The organism is Oceanobacillus indicireducens, assembly GCF_014647195.1.
GTDB lineage: Bacteria > Bacillota > Bacilli > Bacillales > Amphibacillaceae > Oceanobacillus > Oceanobacillus indicireducens.
On sequence record NZ_BMOS01000010.1, the window covers coordinates 111,244 to 133,707 of the forward strand.

A 22,464-nucleotide genomic window follows, 5' to 3' on the forward strand; every position below is an offset into this window, starting at 1 on the left:
CCTTTAAGGAAACGGGTGCGGATGTGGATTGAGTTGTTCGATTGTCAATGGTTCTTTCGTGAACTTAAGCTCCATCGGGACTCGAAGTACCCTCTCAAGTCCTGTTAAGCGGGTAAGATGATGCCCGAATGTCATCGGCAGCATTCCCGGAATCAGTACTTTTACGCAATACAAACCGTTTCGTATCGTTTCCGGAGTCGACTGATCTACGACAATTACTTCAAGGTTTAATCGGCGGAACACCTGAAGAATATCTTGCAAATCATCGGTAAGATCTGCATGATTCGACTTCCAATTAAACCTTTCATTAAAGGAGCGCATTGGACCATTTTCGTCAAACAAAAAACTAAAACGCTCTTCTACTTGCGGCAAACCGCAAAGCATGCCGTGATCTTCCATCTGCCTCACCAAGGAAGAATCATGCAGCATTCTTTCATACTCCTCTTTGTTCGCTTCAAATTTTTCATCGAGGTTGAGCATCATGCCAGCAAGCTCGTGAATTGCGCCTTTCACCGCCCGTACCGGATCTAGATGAGCCCCAGCTGCACAAATGAGATTTAGTCCCTTTTCCTTTCTGTTTTTAGCTATTGCAAAAATACTTGGAATACCGTGTTCCATCGTAGCGTCATACAAATACAAATCATACCCGGCGACCACTCGCATTCGCTTGACCATTAATTCCAACTCCTGGTCGTTAGCTGTAAAAGGATCTATTCGCGGAAGATTAAGCTTTGCGTACCATGTCATTAAGAATGAATCACGCTCGATCACTTCCATAATTCCATGAAAAATGGCCTCTTCTAAACTTCCTCCAAGCGCACAACCATTTGAAGTTTCATAGACAAAACCTTCCGTTCCGTGTCCAACACTGTAATAAGCAAGGAGCTCTGGGACTAGAATAGGACGCTCCTGTAAAAACGAATAACCCCATACCCAATCAATGGTACGGTCAGGATCAAACGGCTTGAATGGAAAACCAGGCTGCGCATATTGTTCCTTTGCGTGTACGCCTACCCTCAAAGGATGAAGTGCTTGATTTTCTAAGTTACGATAACGATCATGGACCACAGTCCGTTTGCCGCGCGGTTTTATACCGCAGTACCGCTCCACCCCTTCTAAAATGGCTGTCAATATGCTCTCTTCGTATGAATGGGTCCGGCCACCTGTTCCTTCGTCCCCTGCTAACATAGGCAGATTAACACTCGCATCAGCAAATGGAGTAACTAGGTCATACATTTTACTGTTCAAAATGCCAGTACGATTATCCAGATAATCATTTACAATATCTTCCTTTATCTCATCCAACCGACGGCTACGGAAACTGCTGGAACTTATCTTCGGACTCGGTTGCAGTGAAACTTGGGCTAAATCTCGCGAATCGTCGGGTAATTGACCACAGACCGGACATAACGGGTTGGGCAGAAAAGAATGCCAGGAGCTCTTCAGTGTTTTCAAATCAATTGAATAAACCTTGCCTTCTGAATAAACCCGATCACCCCGCAATAAATTCTGTACCTCTCCACCTATCAGGTAAGCCATTTGTAAAAGTCCCGTACGTGAAGCCCACGGATCACGTTCCATTCCTCTGGCCAGTTCAAGTCTTTGTTGTACCTCCACCATCTCTATTCGGTCCCGACTACCCATAAGAAGCCGCATATCCGCACATTGAGAGCAGCCTGCTGCACCTGGTTGTACAAGCGGGCCCACTATACCTTCACCAAATGAAACAAAGCCTCTGAGCCAGGGAGTACTAGTTTTTTGTAATACTTCTTCCGCATTTTGATGAACGGAGGGTCTCCAACCATCATCCAAAAACAGCACCAAATCCGTATAACTTGGAATACCTTCACCGAGATTGGACTTACGTATAATTGGATAGTTTGCTGACAGTTCGTGACTTACACAATCAGCCAGCACCCCTTCTCCGACAATCAACACGAAGGAGTTCATCGTGAATCCCCCTCTCGCAGCAAGACACCAAACACTCCGGCTAGTCGCTCTTTAAAAACAGGTTCAAGCCCATATTCGGCTACGAAGACCCGTTTACCATTCCATTTCAATCTTTCCATGGCTCCTTGTAGAATGTCGGCTTGTATCCTCTCTTCACACACGGGAATATCAAGACTAATTGGTGAGTTCTCTTCTAAATAGATGGATGAGGACGATACCTTACAAATTAGGTTGCTCGAGGAATCCGATTTATTTTGCACTTTGCTAATTGCCTGCTGTAAAGCCCTTCGTAACGCCATTGTTACATTTAAATCTATACTGCCATACCACTCATCTTCCGCACCTATCCATATTACAGGAAAACCAAATACTTCCTTTCCTATCCCGATAATTGGTGCTCCCTGCATCGTGGTTAATGTCTCTAAATAGAACCGGCATTTTTCATCTTCTATAGAATTCAACTGCACTCGGGAAACAGAATACTTCTGATTAAATTGTTGCTTGCGAAGCTCCTCTCTCAAACACTTTTGTAACCCACGTCCAACACCTTCCACAAACGATTCACCAGCTCCAATCCCGATCATTTCATCCGCTACTACTGAACCATTTTCAAGTGGCAGCGCATTAACAATCAAGCTCGCCATTCGCTCCCCATATGATTCAATTCCTGTTAGTCCTGCCTCCAGGCGTGCTTCCTTATGAGTCAAACCTGAGCAGACATCCTCATGCATCAGCCCAGCTGGTCCCTCCGACAACGGGTCCACTACCTGAATGCGACATTGAGCTAACGGGAGCTGCTTTAAATCACCTTCCTCCCAAATATGAAAGATTCCTAATTCCGCTGATGTTAACTGATCGAAAGAAAGAAGTAAATTATCTGATTCAACTTCCTCTATATTTGTTTGAATCCGGTCCTCGACATTTTCAACCCATTCAGCAGATATATCACCTGTCACCAGAGGATGAGGCAAAAATGCATGCCATTTTCCCTCTAATGTATCCAGATTTAGAAGAAAAATCCTATTATTCTTTTCCAATTCTGTGACTCCTGTAATCTTTTTAAACAACTCAAATACAATCATATTAGCTAACAATGAACCAGAATTTACGGAGGAACCTTGAGACTTCCTATCTTTAGATAAAGCGGATTCATGTAAACGACGCCATGCCGTTTCCCAACACACCTCGGAATCCGGATGTACGAGTGGACCTGCCAAACCTACTTGCTGCAGGCATAAAGCTGGGAGAAACATCTTGTTCTCTTCCCTGCAAACCGTATGAAGTTGTCTAAGTTCCTCTAGTTCTCCCTTCTGACTCACATACAATATGGAATCAAAAGGCTCCACTATTTCTCGCCAACTCTCCTGCTTTTGCGAGAACTCTTTCAAGTTAACCTCTGGGTCTTTGATTCGTGCATGCTCCACGAGTTGATTTAACCTCTGTCTATTGGTCGGAACCTCGTTTGTAACTAACACCTGTATCTTAGTCAAACCAGTCTCAAGCAAAGAAGAAACAACAGAATTTAACATAGGACCAGAGCCAACTGCCAGCACGTTAGCCTGACGAAAACCTTGAAAACGGGCCGCCCCGGAACCAACTAAATTGTCAACAAATTCAATTTGAGATGCATACTTATTAAGATGATAATCCGTCAATTGATGCGGGAGATCCTGACTTAAATCACGTACATATCCATTCTCATAAAGTACTTCTGCAATTTCAAAGACCCGATTTCGGTAAGGGTCAGGTAATCCGTTAGTCAAATATTCTAATGTATACTCCCCATTGAACATCGGTAATAGTTTTTCAACCCACTGATCGATCCCACTGCCTTCAATGCGGAAAGAACTTGAATTGTTCCGAAAATATACTCCTCGGTTTGGTTCCGGGAGATAAAACGTGTCTCTTTTCACTTTTAGACGCATAGAAGGTTTCAAATTCGGCATCTCTAGCCTCCTTATCCTTTTGACCATAATTGTTCATTAATACTGCCACTTTCATCGTATGTACCGTAATTTGTCCATTATGTCTTGTTTTTTTAGGGAAATACCCCTGCAAAAATGCAGGGGACTTCTAAAATTGAATACTAAACAATTTAACGGGTTTACCAAAATCCACCGTGACAGCGACCGCATCTGAAGCAATTGGCGCATCCAAAACAACGAGCGCAACCAAAGCACCGGAAGCCAAAGCATCCGCCAAAACCGAAACATCCACCAAAACCAAATCCAATTAGCTCTTGATTCATATCGTACTGATTTTGCTCCCAAGGTATTGCCTGAGTCGCTTGAAAGTCGTCAACATTCAACATTTGAATTTCATTATGAAAATTATTCATTTTTCTTTTCCCCCTAAATTTAAATTAAAAGTCAGGTCTCCATAACCGAAACGATAACTGCCATGTTAATCAAGTAAGAGGTGTTTTCCAGATAACAATTATTATTTTTCGAGTACTCATCAACAAATTATGTACAACAGATGGGTGTCGTTACTAATACAGGAGCCTATTTTACGGAACTGTTAAAATCAATACATTTTGTTAATCGCATAAAATTAGGCCCCCAACCAAAGTGATTGAGAGCCTAGATAATCAAAAGTTAATATTTTGAGAACGAAGGTGTATGATGAGCGTCATTATATTAATCACAGCCCATATATTTCTCAAGAAAAGCGGCTACGAGAGAGTAAACATAGATTTCATTCTCTGGTTTCACTATTTTATGCCCCTCCCCTTCCATGCGATGATAGGTAACGGGATGTCCTCGTTGCTTCAGTTTAGAGACAATTTGCTCTGACTCTCTAATGGGAACACGTGGATCATTTGCACCATGGAAGACTAACAAAGGAGCAGTAATCTCGTCAGCATGATTCAGCGGATCAATCAAATCAAAAAAATCCCCATCCTCTTCAACCGTACCGTATTCAATTTCTCTAAGCCGCTTTCTCCATGGACTCGTAGTTTGGATAAATGTTCGCAGGCTCGACATGCCAACAATATCAATTGCAGCAGCCCATAAATCCGGAAAATGACTAATCGCCGCAAGCGTTAAAAATCCACCATAACTGCCTCCGAGAAGAGCGATTTTACTCGTATCAATAGCTGGATCTTGTTTAAGCCAATCCACTAAGGAGACCACATCTTTAACCGCATCCAACCGTTTGCGTACATCATCGAGATGGGTATACGTTTTTCCATATCCTGTGCTTCCACGGAAATTAGGTGCTGTGACGGCGTAGCCCTGATTTAGTAAGAATTGTAAAAGGGGATTGAAGGACGCCCGGCTTTGACTTTCCGGTCCTCCATGAAGATAAATAATAACTGGGCGTTTCTCAGCAGTTAACTTTGGTTTATAGTAAAAAAAAGGGATTTGAAGACCGTCAAATGAACGATAGGATAGTAGTCTTGGCTCCGTTAGCTTTCCTAAGAGAGGGTTGCTTGTATTGATTAACGGTTGAGCCTGAAGGGTTGAAAGGTGAAGTGACCATAGTTCAGAGGGATGCGCAGGTCCATTTAATTTAAAAAGCAGCATTTGTCGTTGAGGTAAAAAGGTGAGATTGGTTATCACTCCCATAGGGTTTTCCCATGTAGAAAGTGTCCCTTTATTCAAATCAAAAAAATAACCTTTTGAGATTCCACCTTGATTTTCGGTAAAAGCAAACTGGTTGTTTTCCTTATTAAATGCCAACCCTTCAAAATCCCATTCCCCCTGTCGCAACGAAGTTATTTGCTTCGTAGGCAGATGAATGCGCATCAGTCCGTAGAATTCACTATCTTTGTTTGACAATAAATATAAATCTTCCCCGTCCTGACTAAAATGGATATCACGGTAACTTGTTTCATCTGAATGCTCTGTAATCCAGTCGATGTTTCCAGTTAAAAGAGATAAAATTCCTAAATCATGATCCAGCGGAGAGTTCGTTCTTCTGATTAATAGTGCATTTCCATTAGGAAACCATGCTACTACAGAAAATATACCGTCTTCAGCAAAGACTAGATGAGTTTCAAAAGTCTCGAGATTCTGGATATAAATATCTAAAAAGGCAGGATTCCGTCGATTACTGGACCAGGCAATCCATTTTCCATCAGGTGAGCTTCCCCCATACCGATGTACATGTTCAGGCGATTTGGTAAGAGGGATGAGCGTCTTATTTTGCTTAAGGAGATATAATTGCTCCCTTTCATTCCCAGTAGGATCCATCCCGATAATTAAATCTGAAGTGCCCTTAACATATTTTACAAACGTAATACTTTCTGATATAAAAGATGGCTGCTCAGGTTCTCTCTGATCTAGATTCCACTTTTCTACTCGTACCGATCCGTTATATTCGACAATCACACTTATTTGATTATGATTTGGTTCATAATCATAATCACTAATCGTACGCTGGTGGACATAAAGGTCTGGAATCTTTTTAGTCATTTCTTTCCCCACCCATTCTCTAGTTTATGAATGAAAACAATATGGAGTTTTCTTAAAATGCTCTTGATACAATAGTGACGTTCAGAACATTATATTTAAGAAGAGTGGGCAGTATGCATTGTCCCTCTTTAGTTACAACTGCGAGTTCAAATGACATGGCGAAATAATTGGTCGAGGAATTGAATTGAATGGATCAGTTCAGCAAAAACCCTTTTTTTAAAATACCGAACCTATCTGTTTTATTAAGTGTGGCATGAGGTATCGAACCTTCAAATAATTGAAGGTTTACTGAAAAAAGTCATTGCTCAAATGAGGTTTTTGCTGTAATATTCCAATTGTTTTTCCATCCCAAAGAAGTGGAACAACAAGGAAAAGAATAAAAAAGCAAATCGATTTATAAACAAATTCTGCAAATCCGTTTGTTAAAAAGAGTCCAGCTGCAAGAGACCAGCTAATCTTAATTAACAGATAGTCTATAATCACAGCCAATAATTGCGACAATGGAGGTACCAAAGAACTTTCTTTTATTTTTTCACCCTTGGCAATCAGGTTCTTTCGAGATGGAAACAGAACAAATATACTGCGTTTTAAACTAATGAATATCGATGGAAGAGCACCTGCGTGGCAGTCCTTGCTGAAAAGATCCTTTGCGCTATATTTACCTTTAGCAACATCATGGATCCTAAATATATTTACTAGTATCGAGTTGGATATAAATTCAAACCTTTATCCTTATCACGTATGGACCACTGTGATTATATTTGCATTTCTCATCATGATCTGGGCCGTATTATTTATCCATACGATGATCATCCTTATTAAAAGAGGGAAACGGAACTTTTACTTTGACTATGTAGCGGATTTAGTACCAAGGAAAAAATAAATCTAATCCAAAACTGCAAACCCCACCCCGGGATTTGCTGTTATTTTTTTAGAGATTATTAAAAAGTCCAGTGAAAATGACACTTCGCATATCTAAGTTGGCTAAGGCTGTTTTTAGTCGGCCTTCCTCTCATTCATTTCTTGCGCGTCGGAAGTTCGTGGCGGTGCGCACCATTTATTCTTGCGCTTTTCTAAACAGCTCCTCCACTTCGGAAAACTTTTCCTCATAGGTTTCTTGATTAATATCATACAAATCAAAGTAGATATCCCCTTGTTCATCTGAAATATCTAAATAGCTTTTCCTAAATTCCTTGCTAAAATCAAGATAAATATGTTGTTCTAATATTCCTTCTTCATGAAGATATTTTAATGTATATTTTAAATTCTCACTTTGTCTGTACGTTTTTTCTTTTTGAAAACTTATAATTGGGTATTTTTCAGAAAGTTTATCGAAAGCATCAAGAATTGCAGTTTCAAATTGTTGGCTCAGATTGTCTGAGATAAGCTTTTTTCCACCTTTTTGAATACCAGAATAAATAAAGTTAGTTAGTAAATTTTGTATCATAGGATTCGTCATTAATTCTAACACTTTAATCACACTCTCTTATATTAATATTTAATGACATTTTATCTTACATTCTTTAAATAATAATCTCAAATTTTTCCCTTACTCGCTTTTGCAATCATCTATTATTATTCAATTATCCATTAGCAGGATATATATGGGTTAGTGTTCTAAATCTTTGTAATGGTGCAGCATTCTCAAGTAGTGCATATTGAAGCTCATTACGTAGAGAGAAAAGAAGATTAATTAAAATAGAATGACTTTATGCATAGATTGACAAGAGTATAAAATTCCTCATTCACTAAGACATACGTATGCCTCTTTTCTTGACATGGCCACAATTGACTTGGAAGAAACTATGGATAGATTTGGTCATACTCCAGAAAGTAACAACAAGAAATATTTATCTCGCGTTACAAAGCAATAGAAAAAAGAGGCTTCTCAAAAGTTTGATCAACTTATGAGAAGCCTACTACTTTAATGTATCGAATGTTAGCCAATCATTCTCATTTAACTCAAAAACCCTTATATATCAAGATGTTAGACGGCTATCACATCATGCCGCCCATTCCACCCATACCGCCCATATCAGGCATTCCGCCGCCAGCGTTTTCTTCTGGCTGGTCAGCAACTACAGCTTCAGTAGTCAAGAACATAGCTGCTACAGATGCTGCGTTTTGTAGTGCAGAACGTGTAACTTTTGCAGGGTCTACGATACCAGCTTCAATCATGTTTACCCAGTCGTTTGTAGCTGCGTTGAAGCCGATGCCGTTTTCTTCGCCTTTCAAGCGCTCAACGACGATGGAGCCTTCAAGACCTGCGTTGTCTGCGATTTGACGAACTGGTTCTTCGATTGCGCGAAGTACGATATTAACACCAGTTGCTTCGTCACCTTCAAGCTCTAGTTCGTTAACTTTCTTGTAAACTTCAAGAAGTGCAGTACCTCCACCAGCAACAATTCCTTCTTCTACTGCTGCACGTGTAGAGTTCAGTGCGTCTTCGATACGAAGTTTACGTTCTTTCAATTCTGTTTCAGTTGCAGCTCCTACTTTAATTACTGCAACACCGCCTGCTAATTTCGCAAGACGCTCTTGTAGTTTTTCTTTATCGAATTCAGAAGTAGTTTCTTCTACTTGTGCACGGATTTGTGCTACGCGGCCTGCGATTTGGTCTGGGCTGCCAGAACCTTCAACGATTGTTGTGTTTTCTTTTGTAACAACAACCTTAGCAGCGCGTCCAAGTTGTTCGATTGTAGTGCTCTTCAAGTCAAGTCCTAAATCTTCTGTAATTACTTCACCACCAGTTAGTATAGCGATGTCTTCAAGCATTGCTTTACGACGGTCACCGAATCCTGGTGCTTTAACCGCAACTGCGTTAAATGTTCCGCGAAGTTTGTTCACAACTAATGTTGCTAGTGCTTCACCTTCTACATCTTCTGCGATAAGAAGTAATGGCTTGCCTTGTTGAACAACTTCTTCAAGAACTGGTAGTACTTCTTGGATGTTACTGATTTTCTTATCTGTAATTAGGATATATGGATCTTCTAGAACTGCTTCCATTTTATCTTGGTCTGTTACCATGTACGGGGAAGCATATCCGCGGTCAAATTGCATACCTTCTACAACGTCAAGCTCTGTATTGAAACCTCTTGACTCTTCAATCGTGATCACGCCGTCTTTCCCAACGCGCTCCATCGATTCAGCAATTAGCTCTCCTACTTCTTCATCGTTAGCAGAAATTGCTGCAACTTGTGCGATAGACTCTTTGTTCTCTACAGACTTGGAAACATTTTTTAATTCTTCTACTGCTGCTTGAACAGCTTTTTCAATACCGCGGCGGATACCTACTGGGTTTGCACCAGAAGTTACGTTTTTCAGTCCTTCGCGGATCATTGCTTGTGCAAGAACTGTAGCTGTTGTTGTACCGTCCCCTGCTACATCGTTCGTTTTAGATGCTACTTCAGATACGAGCTGTGCACCCATGTTTTCGAATGCATCTTCCAGTTCGATTTCTTTTGCGATTGTTACACCGTCGTTCGTGATTAGAGGTGCACCGAATTTCTTATCTAATACAACGTTACGTCCTTTTGGTCCAAGGGTAACTTTCACTGCATCTGCTAATGTATCTACCCCACGAGCTATTGCACGACGTGCGTCTTCACTAAATTTAATATCTTTTGCCATGGTTACATTTCCTCCCTAAATTCTATTATTAAAGGTTGTTCAAAAAGTCCGGTAAAAATGACACTTTGAGAAAAAGAGGTTCTACTAAAACCGTCCACGTCCCGTGCTAGTGTCGGTGTTGCAAAACGAATCGCATACTTAGCCGACCTCGGTCCTTTTATCCTCCTTTTTGAACACTCTATTGATATATGTTTTAAGTTTCTTAAGTATAAGTTAATTGAGTTATGAAATAACAGCTAGAATATCACTTTCTCGTAGAATCAAATATTCTTTCCCGCCGTATTTCACTTCTGTTCCAGCAAACTTAGAGAAAATAATGCGGTCTCCTTCAGACACTTCCAGTGCAATCTTTTCACCACTGTCTGTTACACGGCCAGAACCTACTGCTACTACATTACCTTCTTGTGGTTTTTCCTGTGCAGAGTCTGGAAGTACAATTCCGCTTGCTGTTGTTTCTTCTTGCTCTACAAGTTCGATAACAACACGATCTCCTAATGGTTTAATCATCTAGAACTCCTCCTTGATTCTAAAGTTTTTATATTTTTGTTAGCACTCACTTCGCTCGAGTGCTAACTCCAATTATTATAATAAGTAATAAGTCAAAAAAATGCAAGCGATGTATGTTTAATTTTTGTGATTTTCTATTTTTAACTGGAAAAGGAGCTGGAAATAGATATTAATAAGGATTTGAACATATAATTGGGTAAAGATAAGAATGTAATGGGACAAATGCTCTGACCCCATGTCCCGATTTATGTTAAAATACATTTGTGTGATTTTATCACGGATTATATAGAAGGAGTCGTTGGGTTTGCCGAAAAGATATTGGTATGTGATTTTGACGTATTTGGTTATGCAGTTTTCTGCCCTTCCGGTAGCGTTGTATATGGAATTGTATTTCCCTGAAAGTTATTCACAAAATATGATATATTGGTCGATTTTTAGTTTTACTGCTGGACTGCTCGTTACGTTATGGCTAATGAGGCCAGACATGAAAATGCCAGCACACCGGGATGCTTCCCCTGTTTCTTCCGTTATCCTTTGGTCTATATTTGGGGTGTTTCTAGCCTTCTTTGCTCAAACAATTGCCGCTATGATTGAAATCTATATTTTCGGCATCCCGGCAGGATCGGAGAACACAATGGGGATTATGGAATATGCCCGGGCAAATATGCTCTTCATTTTGATTCCAGCAATTATTGCGCCAATCCTTGAAGAGATCATTTTTAGAAAGATTATTTTCGGTAGTCTCTATAAGCGCATGAACTTCTTTTTCGCCGCTATACTATCAGCGCTCGTCTTTGCTGCTTTTCATGTAGACTTTTCCCATCTTCTTATGTATACAGCAATGGGACTCGTATTTGCTTTCCTTTATGTAAAAACAAAACGGATTATCGTTCCGATTATCGTCCATGCAGGGATGAACTCTTACGTTGTTTATAAGCAGTATAACTTAACACCAGAAGAAATCCAAAAAATGATTGATCAGCTTGAACAGTTGCAGACAATTTTGTTGAGCTGGGTATGAAAAAAAGCGGGATCCTGACGGACTATTCAAACGTCATCTCCCGCTTTTTTATTATATTTCATTTAACATCGTAATGATTTCATCCGTATCTTCAATCGTTTCTTCCATTACCGTATAGCGTACAAGATATAAGTCCTCATCTTTAACGAAAATGCGGCCGATTTCTTCTTGATTTGGTTCTTTTGCATCCCCATCTACACGGAATTGGTACATGACTTCACTTTCCGTTGCATAGAGACGTTCAAAATCAAATTCTCCTGTTGTCATATCTTGTAAGCTTAGCTCCAGCACATCAATGAAATTCGCAAGCCCGCTTCGTTCATTACCATCTTCATAATAATCATAGGTGATGATTGCACTGTAATTCCCTAAGGTTTCCGCAACCGGAATGTATTCAGCGGTTGCTTCCCCTTCCGCTTCATCATAACCGGCAAGCATCCATTCTTCCTCATCAAAAGGAGTAGGAAGACTAGAAATTACTTCCACATAATCTCCAGTCATCTCAACCTCTTCTCTTTCCTCAGGCAGTGGATTGACTTCGAAGATTTCCGACTCATAAATTTTCCATTTACCGTCGTCTGGACGAAGAATATGTTCTCCTCTTGTTTCGTTGTTCTCGAAGTCGCCTGAATCTTTTTCAATCGTACGTTGTGTATAGTGGACGACAGCTTCATCCTCAGATTGTTCTTTCATCTCAAGATCTGCCAACTCGATATCCAATGAATACTCAAAGAACTCAGTGATCGTCTCCTTTGTTGATTCATAAGCAGGAGATTCCCCGTGAATTGTCTCCATATAACCGTCCAAGTCCTTTGCCATCAACGCTTCAACATTATCCTCAAGGACAGCAAAAAATACATCCTCCCCTGCTTCAACCTCTTGCTCTGATTCCGTTTCTTTCTCCTCTGTATTATTCGAGCAAGCTGCTAAAAACAGACAGGAGAGTAAAAGCAATACTCCTGTCCATATTTTACGATTCAACACGTTTTCCCACGCCCCTACTATTTTCTCCCGTTTCACTATCTTTCTTGTTTCTTTATCACGTATTAACGGTCTGTAATACCCCCACCTCTAAACATGAGGGAAGCCCAATATGTAAAGGGGATAAACAGTCCGTAAATACCTGATTCTGTTCAACTAACATTCAGTGGGAGGTAAGGAATTCCCCACTGAATAAAGTTTCACTTTATGTGTGCTCTATTTTGATTGCAATGGATAATGCTTCAAAAAGTAAACAAGTGCCTGTAGTTCAACCGCTAAATCGATATGATGAACGCGCACATCTTCCGGTACTGTAATACGAACAGGTGTGAAGTTCAAGATTCCTTCAATCCCTGCTTTAACTAATTTTTCTGTAATAACATCAGCTTCCGATACAGGTACAGTGAGGATCGCGACAGAGATTCCCTCAATTCTCTCCATCATTTCATCTATCCCGTAAACTGGAACACCCCCGACAATTTGACCGATTTTCTCTTCATCACTATCGAAGGCCATTTTGATTTGGATATTATTATTTTTCGTAAAGTTATAATTTAAAAAGGCGGTACCTAGATTACCGACACCGATTAAAGCAACCTCTGTCGTTTCATGTTGGTCGAGTGTACTGCGGAAAAATCCGAGCAAGTATTCGACATTATAGCCGTAACCTTTCTTTCCTAAAGCGCCGAAGTATGAAAAGTCACGACGGATTGTAGCGGAGTCAACTTTGATTGCTTCTGATAGTTCCTTTGAAGAAACCCGTTTTTTCCCTTGTCGATTCAGATTATTTAAATAGCGATAATATAACGGAAGCCGCTTTGCTGTTGCTTGTGGTATTTTGTTTTGTCTCATATCTGTTCCTCATTTCATTAATAACGATAATAATAGTTATACTTATGTCTATTCTACCAGAAAACGAGCGAAATGTCGTGATTATTTTCACATATAATTTCCTTCTTCTGCTTTTTGCGTTACAATACATATAATGGGGTGAATGTATGATTTTAATGCAAATGAATGGACTTTCGAAATCCTTTGGTTCGGAAACCATTTTATCAAATGTAAAACTTGAAATTAAAGATCTTGATCGAATAGCAATTGTTGGGAGAAACGGGGCTGGAAAATCTACTTTATTAAAAATAATGGCCGGCGAACTTTCTTATGATACCGGGGAACTTATTAAGCCGAAAGAACTTACAATCGGTTACCTTTCACAACATATGGAATTAAAATCCGGCAAGACAATCTGGAATGAGCTTGTCACCGTATTCGACCATTTAAAAAAACAAGAAGAAAATTTACGGAAGATAGAAGAGAAATTGCAGGATACTGAGAAGCTTTCAAATGATGAATATCAAAGTTTACTATCGGAATATGATCGCCTGCAGCACGCTTACCAGACCGGTGGCGGCTATACGTATGAAGCTGAGATTAAGGCAGTATTGAATGGACTTAATTTCCAGGATTATGATTACCATACAATGATTAGTGAACTTAGTGGCGGCCAAAAAACAAGGCTCGCTCTCGGCAAGCTGCTCCTGCAAAAGCCACAACTCCTGCTTCTTGATGAACCGACCAACCATTTAGATATTGAAACATTAGGCTGGCTCGAATCCTATTTAAGCGGGTATCCAGGAGCAGTTGTCATTGTTTCCCATGATCGCTACTTCCTTGATAAAACCGTATCCCTCGTCTATGAAATTTCAAGACATGAGACGAAGAAATATCACGGGACATATAGTAAATTTCTCGAACAAAAAGCAGCCGACTACGAACGGGAACGGAAAGAATTTGAAAAGCAGCAAACAGAAATAAAACGGATGGAAGATTTCGTCCAACGTAATATCGCCCGTGCCTCTACTACGAAACGGGCGCAAAGCAGACGGAAACAGCTTGAACGAATGGAACGAGTGAACAGACCGCTTGGAGACGAGGCTTCTATGTCCTTCTCTTTCGATATAGAAAGAAGAAGTGGAAATGATGTCTTGAAAATAGAAGACCTTTCCCTCCGCTATCCGGATGAAGATGAATATACCTTCAAGCAAGCAAACCTCCGCCTCACCCGCGGCGAACGGGTTGTCCTTATTGGACCGAACGGGGTTGGTAAAACGAGTTTACTTAAGATTCTTATCGGCAAGCTCCAGGCAACGAACGGGTCCTTTGAACTGGGGACAAATGTGAAAATCGGCTACTATGATCAGGAACAGGCGAATCTTTCCTCCAATAAAACAGTCCTGCAGGAATTATGGGATGAATACCCGCTTGTAATGGAAAAAGATATCCGCACGGTACTAGGCAATTTCTTATTTAGTGGAGATGACGTTTTAAAAACGGTCGATCAGTTAAGTGGTGGAGAGAAAGCGAGGCTCGCCCTGGCAAAACTAATGATGCAAAAGGCTAACCTGCTTATACTTGATGAGCCGACAAACCATCTGGACATCGACAGTAAGGAAGTGCTGGAAGCAGCATTAATGGACTATCCTGGTACAATCCTCTTTGTTTCCCATGACCGTTATTTCATTAATCGCATTACAGACCAAGTCGCGAAAATGAGCAAGAACGGGATTAAAGTATACCTAGGGGACTATGATTACTATCTTGAAAAAATAGAAGAAGAAAAAGAGTTCATTAAACTTTCCAAGGAAAAAACGGACAAGCCAAAGATCGATAACAGACGCAGGAGCTTTCAGGAAGAAAAACAGCTGCAAAGTGAGAACAGAAGAAAAGAAAGAAAAATAGCCCAGCTTGAAGTAGCAATTGAAGAAAAAGAATTGGATATCGCAAGGCTCGAGGAGGAAATGACGAAACCTGAAGTCTTCCAAGATCATGAAAAAGCATTAGAATTAACGAAAAAAGTTGATGGGATGAATCAAGAATTGGAAAAACTAATGGAAGAATGGGCCAATTTACAAGATGGATAGAAACTGGAGGTTGGCCTTATGACAATAGCAATAACGACACTTATTATTCTTATTTTAATTAACGCATTTTTTGCCGCTTCTGAAATTGCATTAATCGGATTGAATGATAATAAAGTAAAACAGCAAGCAGAAGCTGGGCATAAGAAATTTATCCTGTTATTTAATTTAATCTCTGAACCGAGCCGTTTTTTAAGCACGATTCAAATTGGGATTACAATGGCAGGCTTTCTTGCCAGTGCCTTTGCGGCCGATTTCTTCGCAGGCCCACTTACCGCATGGTTGAATACACTCGGTTTACCGCTTCCCTATTCGACATTAAACACCGTGAGTGTCATCCTGATTACGATGCTTTTATCTTACTTTACGCTCGTTCTCGGTGAACTTGTACCGAAGAAGCTTGCCCTGCAGAAATCGGAACAAATATCTCTTGCGGTGGCGAGACCATTGACCGGCTTATTTACGATTTTTTCTCCCCTTGTAAAATTCCTTACCTTTTCAACGAATGGGTTTGTTCGCCTCTTAGGTGCTGACCCGCATGCTAAGGATGAGGATATTACCGAGGAAGAGATTCGTATGATGGTCGATGTCGGGGGTGAACGTGGTACAATTCAACGGTTAGAAAAAGCGATGATTAACCGGATTTTTGAGTTCAATGATAAAAGTGTCTCAAATATCATTACCCACCGGATTGACATGGCAGCCCTACCAGTTGAGGCCACATTAGAGGAAACAATAAAGGAGATTAATGAGCACCCATACAGCAGATTACCTATTTATGATGGGGATGTGGATAACATTATCGGCATCCTGCATGTGAAAGACCTATTCCGCTATCTTGATCAATTCAGTCACACGGATTTTTCTTTAAAAAAAGTCATGCGGAAACCGTATTTCGTCATTGAAACACGCAAGATTGATGAATTGTTTGCCAGTATGAAAAAACAAAATATCCATATTGCGATTGTCCTCGATGAATACGGTGGGACAGAAGGTTTAGTAACGATCGAGGATATTATTGAAGAAATCGTCGGAGAAATTTCAAGTGAAGACATTCTTTTCCACACACAGTTAGGAGCAAACGAAGAATTCCAAGAAATCGGTACGAATGAGTATGTAGTTAAAGGTACAATCGGCTTATACCAATTGGATGAAATGCTTGCCATCGGATTACCAATTCATGAGTTTGATACATTAAATGGATTTCTTATCCATGAACTTGGACATATACCATCCTCTGATGAGGAAGTTGTCATCCCTTATAACAAAGCTGAATTTAAAGCGACGAAAATAGGTGAAAATCGGATTGAAGAAGTGTTTATTACGATGCAAACAACTACGAGAAAGAGTTAAAAAACAATTCTTCTTCGTTTTCCTGCCACCTATGAATTAAAAAATGAGCACTCTCTTGGAGAGTGCTCATTTTTTATTTAAATAAATAATCATTCTGTATCGTATATTCCACAGCAATCCGGTAAATGAGTCCCACTCCAAGCATTGTTGCCATCACGGAACTTCCACCATAACTAATGAGTGGCAATGGAATACCTGTTACTGGCATAACCCCGATTGTCATACCAATGTTCTGAAACACATGGACAAGTATCAAACTCAAGAAGCCAAAACAGAAATACGAAGCGAAAGAAACAAACTTATACATATTTAAGCCCAGTGTTACGAGCTTATAAAGCAATAGAAAGTATAAAAGAATCACAAAAGAACCGCCAATAAATCCGAATGTCTCTCCGATGATGGAGAAAATAAAATCAGTCTGTGCTTCCGGATAATATACTTCGGCCCCGCCAAGACCTTTCCCTGTTAATTGTCCAGAACCAAGTCCCATATAGGCCCGGTCAAAATGCCAGTTGGCCGATTCAGTTGACTGGGTAGGATCAAACCACGTCAGAATACGGTCGATTTGATAATGTCTGCTCGGACCTGCAATCAATTTAGCTAGTGCCGGAAATTGTACGATAAAGATAAGTAAACCACTTAAAAATGTACCAACAATCGCTACTAGACTAAGAATGATCTTCCAGCTGATACCAGCAAAAATGATCATCATCCCGAGAATGAATAAATAAACCATCGCTGTACCAAAGTCGGGTTGCAACATAATCAAGCCGACTGGAAGCAGCGTAACCCCAACCATTTTCAGTAAGAGCATCGTATCTGACTTTATCGTGCTCTCTTCAAATTTTTGCTTATGTTTACTAATCACAACCGATAAATATAATATCGTCGTCAATTTAACGAATTCAGCCGGTTGAATGGATACTCCTGGTATTACTGCGTTGAACCAGCTTTTCGCACCATTTACCGAATAAGCGATGGAAGATGGGCTCACATATAAAATAACTAATGCTAAAATACCAGCAGCATATATATATACGGCACCCTTATACAATTGTTCCATATCCAAAAATTGTACCGATACAGCAAACAGTAGTCCTACAGAGAACCAGACAATCTGCTTCATAACAAAATTCTCTTCTGCATATTGTTCAAACTGAGCTGCATTGTATATCGCAATAAGACTTGTCACCATAAATAAAACGATTAAAATCAATAAATCGGCTTGCACAAAATAGGACTGTTTTTTTGTCATAGCTGCTTCACCATACTTCTTTTCTAAAATCTATCTTTCCCCAACTATTATCCACACACTTTTGAAAGAATAAAGTTGTTCACAATGGTCATCAACAAAGCCATCCACATTATCCACAAAAAATATGCTTTTTTATCCTGTTTTTATTCACAATACGAACAGCGTCATACAAAGGTTTCAACATTATATCCACAAGGCTGTGAATAAGAGCGAGTAAACTCCACAGTTGGTTGGGGATTTCTCTCTTGTTATATAAGCTCGAGAGAGGGATTGGCGTTCAAATCAAGGCAGTCCCGCTACATAACGATAACGGTGGAATTAATAGTGGAATTTCTGCTCGTTCGAACTGGGTTTGCATTTCTGCACGCAAGCCACGGTTTGCTGCAACCCCGCCTGCGACAATTACTTGCTTCACGTTTTTTTCCTTGGCAGCACGCAATGTTTTTGTGGTTAACACTTCAATCACACTCGCCTGAAAGCTTGCTGCAATATCCTCTTTCTTTAATGTTTCTCCGCGTTGTTTCGCATTGTGAATCTTGTTGATAACAGCAGATTTTAATCCACTGAAACTGAAATCATAGCTGTCCTCACTGAGCCACGCCCGCGGGAAATCGATTGTTTCCTCCCCTAGAGCAGCTAACCGGTCGATCTCTGGCCCGCCTGGATATGGTAAATCCAACATTCTTGCAACCTTATCATAAGCTTCTCCAGCGGCGTCATCGAGTGTCTCGCCAATCAGTTTAAAATCGCCATGTTCCTTCATTAAAACAAGTTCTGTATGACCACCAGAAACGATTAAGGCAAGCAATGGAAATTCAAATTCCCGCTCGAATCGATTCGCATAAATATGTCCCGCAATATGCTGGACCCCGACTAAAGGCTTTTGTTTCGCAAAGGCAAGTGCTTTTGCAGTATTGACACCTACAAGCAAGGCACCGACAAGTCCAGGCCCTTCCGTTACTGCAATTGCATCAATATCCTCCCATTCCACTTTCGCTTCTTCAATCGCTTCTTCAAGTACCATCGTCATCTGTTCCACATGATGGCGAGAAGCTATCTCTGGGACAACTCCACCGAAACGTTTATGGCTTTCAATTTGAGAAGCAACAACGTCTGAAAGTATTTCCGTCCCATTCTTTACTAAAGCAACCGCAGTTTCGTCACAGCTCGTCTCGATACCTAAGATAATTTTATCATTTTTCATTTTAAACTCACCCACATTACAAGTGCATCTTCCTGATCATCTGTATAGTAATTCTTTCGGATGCCTCCAGGAAGAAGCCCGAATTTACGGTACATTTTTTGTGCCACTACATTGGAAACCCGCACTTCTAACGAAAGCTGCACGGCCCCAACACGAATTGCCGTCATCATCAGGTGATGGAATAATTGTTCACCTAGCTTCTTCCCGCGATACTCAGGTAGAATAGCAATATTTGTGATTTGTGCCTCATCAATGACAATCCACATCCCGGCATAACCGATAACCTCACCATCATAATCGACAACAAAATATAAAGCATGCCTATTATCTGTTAATTCATGATAAAAGATATCCGATGTCCAAGGAACAGGAAAGGAAGATTTCTCTACTTCCAGTACACCGGGTACGTCTTCAATTTCCATTTTTCGTATCGTAATTTTAGTCATTGCTTTCTTTTTCCTTTTGTTGTTTTAACCAGTTCGCTTCCGCCTCGGCCAAACGTAAGTAATTCGGTGCAAGTCCATGAATATTATCCGGCTCCATCGTCATACTTGCAAGGCCAAGATGGGCTGGATTAGTTATATGGTAAGGACCTTCTGGAATCACAGCTAGCTCGCCCATTGTTTCTATAATTTGTTCTTTAAATGCCGAAACATCTGGACTTAAAAATAATACAGATTTACCTTTTTCCTTTAAATCTTCCAGGATATTTACAAATGGGGTGTTCTGATCAGGAACGGGATTCGTTATGTTTCCGCCCTCCCATTCATAAATTCCTGTATAAACAAGCCCCCTGCGCGCATCAAAAAACGGGCAAACTAACCCGTCAAAAAAACGCCCCTGGTAACTGAGTGCCTCTAGACTTGAAACACCAACAACAGGAGTCCCAAGCGCCCAGGCAAGTGTCTTTGCCGTTGTTAGGCCAATTCGTACTCCAGTGTAAGAGCCCGGACCTTTCGCAACGGCTATCCGGTCTAATTCTTCGACACGCATCCCCACTTCTGCCATCAACTTATCAATTGCTGGCATTAACCGAACCGAGTGGTTTTTCGTCAAATTTGTCATGATTTGCCCAATCACCTGATCGTTTTTCATGATGGCAACGCCGAGGACATGATTTGATGTATCAATGACAAGTAAATTCATATTTTGGTTACCCCTAATCCTTCATCTCATGTAAGATGCTACTATAATGATCACCAAACGCTTTTAACTTCAATTTCCTTGTTTGGTCATCATCCGTATATTCAATATTAATTTCCAAGCGTTCTTCAGGTAAATAGTCTTCAATAAACTTCGCCCATTCAACAACAGAAACGCCGTCACCATGAAAGTATTCCGAAAATCCGATATCTTCATCTGAATCTTCCAACCGGTATACATCCATATGATATAAAGGAATTCTTCCCTTATATTGCTTAACGATTGTAAATGTAGGACTGTTTACATTACGTGTAATCCCAAGTCCTTTTGCCAACCCTTTAGTAAAAGTTGTTTTTCCAGAGCCCAACTCACCTTCTAAGGTAAGTGTATCACCTGGTCGTAAAAAATTAGCGAGCTTCATCGCAATCTTTTCTGTTTCTTCATGGGAATGGGCAATTAATTCTACCACACTCAAATGTTCCACCTACTTTAAATGTGTATATCCTTCTTTTTGCAACTTGGTCATATTCCCGTTCTTCTTAAGATATACAGCATGCTCATCTTTATTAATCACATGACCAATTTCAGTCACTTGAAGATTTAATTTTTCCGCTGCCTGTTGAACTGTCTGCCAATCCTTTTTTGCAACCGTACCGACAAGTTCAAAATCTTCCCCACCAAAATACTTCCACTTTTCCTGAAGTCCCATGGGAAATGCAGCAAGCCCGGGATGAACGGGTATTTTTTTATCATCCAAGATAATCGAAACATGAGACGCTTCAGCAATCTCATAAGCCTCATTGCCAAGACCATCGCTTATATCATTTAATGCTAATCGCTTTATACTCCCAAGCGAACTAGCAAAAGCTATCCTAGGAACAGGAAGTTGATGTCTGTTAATGAAATACTGCCTATGGACACTCTCCAAGTCATGTTGCAAAATATATAAACCTGCCTGGGAATCACCTAACGTTCCTGTGACAAATACAATATCATCCACTTCCGCCAGATTTCTATATCTGGCTTTCCCCTGTTCGATTTGACCAATAACTGTAACAGATAAAACAAGCTCATTACCCGATACCGTATCACCGCCAATTAAATCAGCATTATAACGATCAGCCAAATGTTTCATTCCATTAAATATTTCACTCAGCTTCGACTCTTTCATTCTGTGCGGTACAACAATCGAAACTAAATAATACATAGGTAACGCGCCCATTGCGGCAAGATCACTGAAATTTGCAGCCAACGCACGGTAACCTAATCGAAAAAGATCCGTCGTTTTTTCCGTAAAATGAACTCCTTCAACAAATGTATCTACAGCAATTGCAAGCTCCCCGGCTGCCTCACGGAAAACAGCGGTATCGTCTCCAATCCCCCGTTGCAAGGATGATTGCTTGTATGTTTTTTGTTTTTGTTTAATCGCTTCTATTAAGGAAAACTCGTCCATAGCCTTCACCTTTTCATCTATTTACATTATCTATCATAGCAAAATACGATGTAAAAAGAAATATTCGAGATGTTTCTTACGCCCTCATTAACGATATATTTTCGATAAATTACTTAAAAACAAAAAAACAAGATTTCTTATTCGAAATCCTGTGCAAATAAACTATGTGTAATGGCGGTCCGGACGGGACTCGAACCCGCGACCTCCTGCGTGACAGGCAGGCATTCTAACCAACTGAACTACCGGACCCTAATTTTATTTTTTTAAAAAATTAAATGTTATTTGGTTGCGGGGGCAGGATTTGAACCTGCGACCTTTGGGTTATGAGCCCAACGAGCTACCGGACTGCTCCACCCCGCGATAGTGTAAAATATGCAATTGTGATTCATGCATAATAAAGGAATAAAGGACTGTTCGTCGTGTCTTGGGGTAATTCGGAGAAGCTTACACTCCTCAAAAAGCCTATTCAGAGATGTTTCTCAATGATGTTACGGCTTTACTCCACACCGCGATAATAGAAAATATGCAATTATGATTCATGCATAATAATTAAAATCTGCCTGGCAACGTCCTACTCTTGCAGAGACAAAGTCTCAACTACCATCGGCGCTGGAAAGCTTAACTGCTG

Annotated in this window: 18 protein-coding genes and 2 tRNA genes; 3 read left to right on the forward strand and 17 right to left on the reverse strand. The window is 40.4% G+C overall.

From position 1 onward, the window contains the following. Positions 1 to 3: 3 nt before the first annotated feature. From IEX94_RS09040 to groES, 7 genes are all read right to left on the reverse strand, one after another. A complete protein-coding gene (locus IEX94_RS09040; protein WP_188856909.1) occupies positions 4 to 1,950 on the reverse strand; it encodes a TOMM precursor leader peptide-binding protein in 1,947 nt (648 codons plus the stop codon). Continuing rightward, entirely contained in the window at positions 1,947 to 3,896 is a 1,950-nt protein-coding gene (locus tag IEX94_RS09045; protein WP_188856910.1) for a putative thiazole-containing bacteriocin maturation protein, read from the reverse strand. Before IEX94_RS09045 ends, IEX94_RS09040 begins: the two co-directional genes overlap by 4 nt. Positions 3,897 to 4,054: 158 nt before the next feature. Continuing rightward, positions 4,055 to 4,288 (reverse strand): heterocycloanthracin/sonorensin family bacteriocin, encoded by a 234-nt coding sequence (locus IEX94_RS09050; protein WP_188856911.1) that lies wholly within the window; start codon positions 4,286 to 4,288, stop codon positions 4,055 to 4,057. Between the two features lie 301 nt (positions 4,289 to 4,589). Further along, complete coding sequence (locus tag IEX94_RS09055; protein ID WP_188856912.1) at positions 4,590 to 6,371, reverse strand: S9 family peptidase; 1,782 nt, start codon at positions 6,369 to 6,371, stop codon at positions 4,590 to 4,592. Positions 6,372 to 7,428: 1,057 nt separating this feature from the next. Continuing rightward, the gene (locus IEX94_RS09070; RefSeq protein ID WP_229782644.1) at positions 7,429 to 7,842 is read right to left on the reverse strand and encodes a hypothetical protein; all 414 of its coding nucleotides are present in this window, start codon (positions 7,840 to 7,842) and stop codon (positions 7,429 to 7,431) included. 527 nt (positions 7,843 to 8,369) lie between these two features. After that, positions 8,370 to 10,001, reverse strand: coding sequence for a chaperonin GroEL (gene groL / locus IEX94_RS09075; protein WP_156856927.1), 1,632 nt, complete (start codon positions 9,999 to 10,001; stop codon positions 8,370 to 8,372). 222 nt (positions 10,002 to 10,223) lie between these two features. Beyond that, entirely contained in the window at positions 10,224 to 10,508 is a 285-nt protein-coding gene (groES, locus tag IEX94_RS09080; RefSeq protein ID WP_156856926.1) for a co-chaperone GroES, read from the reverse strand. Between the two features lie 304 nt (positions 10,509 to 10,812). Between groES and IEX94_RS09085 the strand changes: the two genes are divergently transcribed. Next, positions 10,813 to 11,529, forward strand: a complete 717-nt coding sequence (locus tag IEX94_RS09085) for a CPBP family intramembrane glutamic endopeptidase (protein WP_188856914.1) — start codon at positions 10,813 to 10,815, stop codon at positions 11,527 to 11,529. Positions 11,530 to 11,580: 51 nt separating this feature from the next. Here IEX94_RS09085 and IEX94_RS09090 read toward each other — a convergent pair whose 3' ends face one another. After that, positions 11,581 to 12,513 (reverse strand): Cif family virulence factor, encoded by a 933-nt coding sequence (locus IEX94_RS09090; RefSeq protein ID WP_188856915.1) that lies wholly within the window; start codon positions 12,511 to 12,513, stop codon positions 11,581 to 11,583. A 213-nt stretch (positions 12,514 to 12,726) separates the two neighbouring features. Further along, positions 12,727 to 13,362, reverse strand: coding sequence for a redox-sensing transcriptional repressor Rex (locus IEX94_RS09095; RefSeq protein ID WP_156856923.1), 636 nt, complete (start codon positions 13,360 to 13,362; stop codon positions 12,727 to 12,729). A 146-nt stretch (positions 13,363 to 13,508) separates the two neighbouring features. On the opposite strand from IEX94_RS09095, the gene IEX94_RS09100 reads away from it, so the two are divergent. Together IEX94_RS09100 and IEX94_RS09105 are read left to right on the forward strand one after the other, a co-directional pair. Continuing rightward, on the forward strand, positions 13,509 to 15,431 hold the full coding sequence (locus IEX94_RS09100; protein WP_188856916.1) for an ABC-F family ATP-binding cassette domain-containing protein: 1,923 nt from the start codon (positions 13,509 to 13,511) through the stop codon (positions 15,429 to 15,431). Positions 15,432 to 15,449: 18 nt separating this feature from the next. Next, a complete protein-coding gene (locus IEX94_RS09105) occupies positions 15,450 to 16,781 on the forward strand; it encodes a hemolysin family protein (protein ID WP_188856917.1) in 1,332 nt (443 codons plus the stop codon). 73 nt (positions 16,782 to 16,854) lie between these two features. On the opposite strand, the gene IEX94_RS09110 is transcribed toward IEX94_RS09105, so the two are convergent. From IEX94_RS09110 to IEX94_RS09145, 8 genes are all read right to left on the reverse strand, one after another. After that, positions 16,855 to 18,036 carry an FtsW/RodA/SpoVE family cell cycle protein gene (locus tag IEX94_RS09110; protein ID WP_188856918.1) on the reverse strand — a complete coding sequence of 394 codons (1,182 nt, stop codon included), beginning with the start codon at positions 18,034 to 18,036 and terminating at the stop codon, positions 16,855 to 16,857. A 277-nt stretch (positions 18,037 to 18,313) separates the two neighbouring features. Beyond that, positions 18,314 to 19,240: a tRNA (adenosine(37)-N6)-threonylcarbamoyltransferase complex transferase subunit TsaD gene (tsaD, locus tag IEX94_RS09115; RefSeq protein ID WP_188856919.1), complete on the reverse strand. Its 927-nt coding sequence runs from the start codon at positions 19,238 to 19,240 to the stop codon at positions 18,314 to 18,316. After that, positions 19,237 to 19,686, reverse strand: a complete 450-nt coding sequence (gene rimI, locus IEX94_RS09120; protein WP_156856918.1) for a ribosomal protein S18-alanine N-acetyltransferase — start codon at positions 19,684 to 19,686, stop codon at positions 19,237 to 19,239. Before rimI ends, tsaD begins: the two co-directional genes overlap by 4 nt. Then, positions 19,679 to 20,386, reverse strand: coding sequence for a tRNA (adenosine(37)-N6)-threonylcarbamoyltransferase complex dimerization subunit type 1 TsaB (gene tsaB, locus IEX94_RS09125; protein WP_156856917.1), 708 nt, complete (start codon positions 20,384 to 20,386; stop codon positions 19,679 to 19,681). The genes rimI and tsaB overlap by 8 nt, the downstream gene beginning before the upstream one ends. Before the next feature lie 13 nt (positions 20,387 to 20,399). Next, positions 20,400 to 20,804 carry a tRNA (adenosine(37)-N6)-threonylcarbamoyltransferase complex ATPase subunit type 1 TsaE gene (tsaE, locus tag IEX94_RS09130; RefSeq protein WP_370459774.1) on the reverse strand — a complete coding sequence of 135 codons (405 nt, stop codon included), beginning with the start codon at positions 20,802 to 20,804 and terminating at the stop codon, positions 20,400 to 20,402. A 63-nt stretch (positions 20,805 to 20,867) separates the two neighbouring features. Continuing rightward, the gene (gene thiL / locus IEX94_RS09135; RefSeq protein WP_188856920.1) at positions 20,868 to 21,836 is read right to left on the reverse strand and encodes a thiamine-phosphate kinase; all 969 of its coding nucleotides are present in this window, start codon (positions 21,834 to 21,836) and stop codon (positions 20,868 to 20,870) included. Positions 21,837 to 22,008: 172 nt separating this feature from the next. Further along, a tRNA-Asp gene (locus IEX94_RS09140) sits at positions 22,009 to 22,085 on the reverse strand. Positions 22,086 to 22,119: 34 nt separating this feature from the next. Then, positions 22,120 to 22,196 (reverse strand) — tRNA-Met (locus tag IEX94_RS09145). Between the last annotated feature and the right edge of the window lie 268 nt (positions 22,197 to 22,464).

Bases quoted from the DNA above. Each gene is read 5' to 3' on its own strand.
- IEX94_RS09040 (WP_188856909.1), bottom strand. From the start codon at position 1,950: ATGAACTCCTTCGTGTTGATTGTCGGAGAAGGGGTGCTGGCTGATTGT.
- IEX94_RS09045 (WP_188856910.1), bottom strand. From the start codon at position 3,896: ATGCCGAATTTGAAACCTTCTATGCGTCTAAAAGTGAAAAGAGACACG.
- IEX94_RS09050 (WP_188856911.1), bottom strand. From the start codon at position 4,288: ATGAATAATTTTCATAATGAAATTCAAATGTTGAATGTTGACGACTTT.
- IEX94_RS09055 (WP_188856912.1), bottom strand. From the start codon at position 6,371: ATGACTAAAAAGATTCCAGACCTTTATGTCCACCAGCGTACGATTAGT.
- groL (WP_156856927.1), bottom strand. From the start codon at position 10,001: ATGGCAAAAGATATTAAATTTAGTGAAGACGCACGTCGTGCAATAGCT.
- groES (WP_156856926.1), bottom strand. From the start codon at position 10,508: ATGATTAAACCATTAGGAGATCGTGTTGTTATCGAACTTGTAGAGCAA.
- IEX94_RS09095 (WP_156856923.1), bottom strand. From the start codon at position 13,362: ATGAGACAAAACAAAATACCACAAGCAACAGCAAAGCGGCTTCCGTTA.
- IEX94_RS09100 (WP_188856916.1), top strand. From the start codon at position 13,509: ATGATTTTAATGCAAATGAATGGACTTTCGAAATCCTTTGGTTCGGAA.
- IEX94_RS09105 (WP_188856917.1), top strand. From the start codon at position 15,450: ATGACAATAGCAATAACGACACTTATTATTCTTATTTTAATTAACGCA.
- IEX94_RS09110 (WP_188856918.1), bottom strand. From the start codon at position 18,036: ATGACAAAAAAACAGTCCTATTTTGTGCAAGCCGATTTATTGATTTTA.
- tsaD (WP_188856919.1), bottom strand. From the start codon at position 19,240: ATGAAAAATGATAAAATTATCTTAGGTATCGAGACGAGCTGTGACGAA.
- rimI (WP_156856918.1), bottom strand. From the start codon at position 19,686: ATGACTAAAATTACGATACGAAAAATGGAAATTGAAGACGTACCCGGT.
- tsaB (WP_156856917.1), bottom strand. From the start codon at position 20,386: ATGAATTTACTTGTCATTGATACATCAAATCATGTCCTCGGCGTTGCC.
- tsaE (WP_370459774.1), bottom strand. From the start codon at position 20,804: ATGAAGCTCGCTAATTTTTTACGACCAGGTGATACACTTACCTTAGAA.
- thiL (WP_188856920.1), bottom strand. From the start codon at position 21,836: ATGGACGAGTTTTCCTTAATAGAAGCGATTAAACAAAAACAAAAAACA.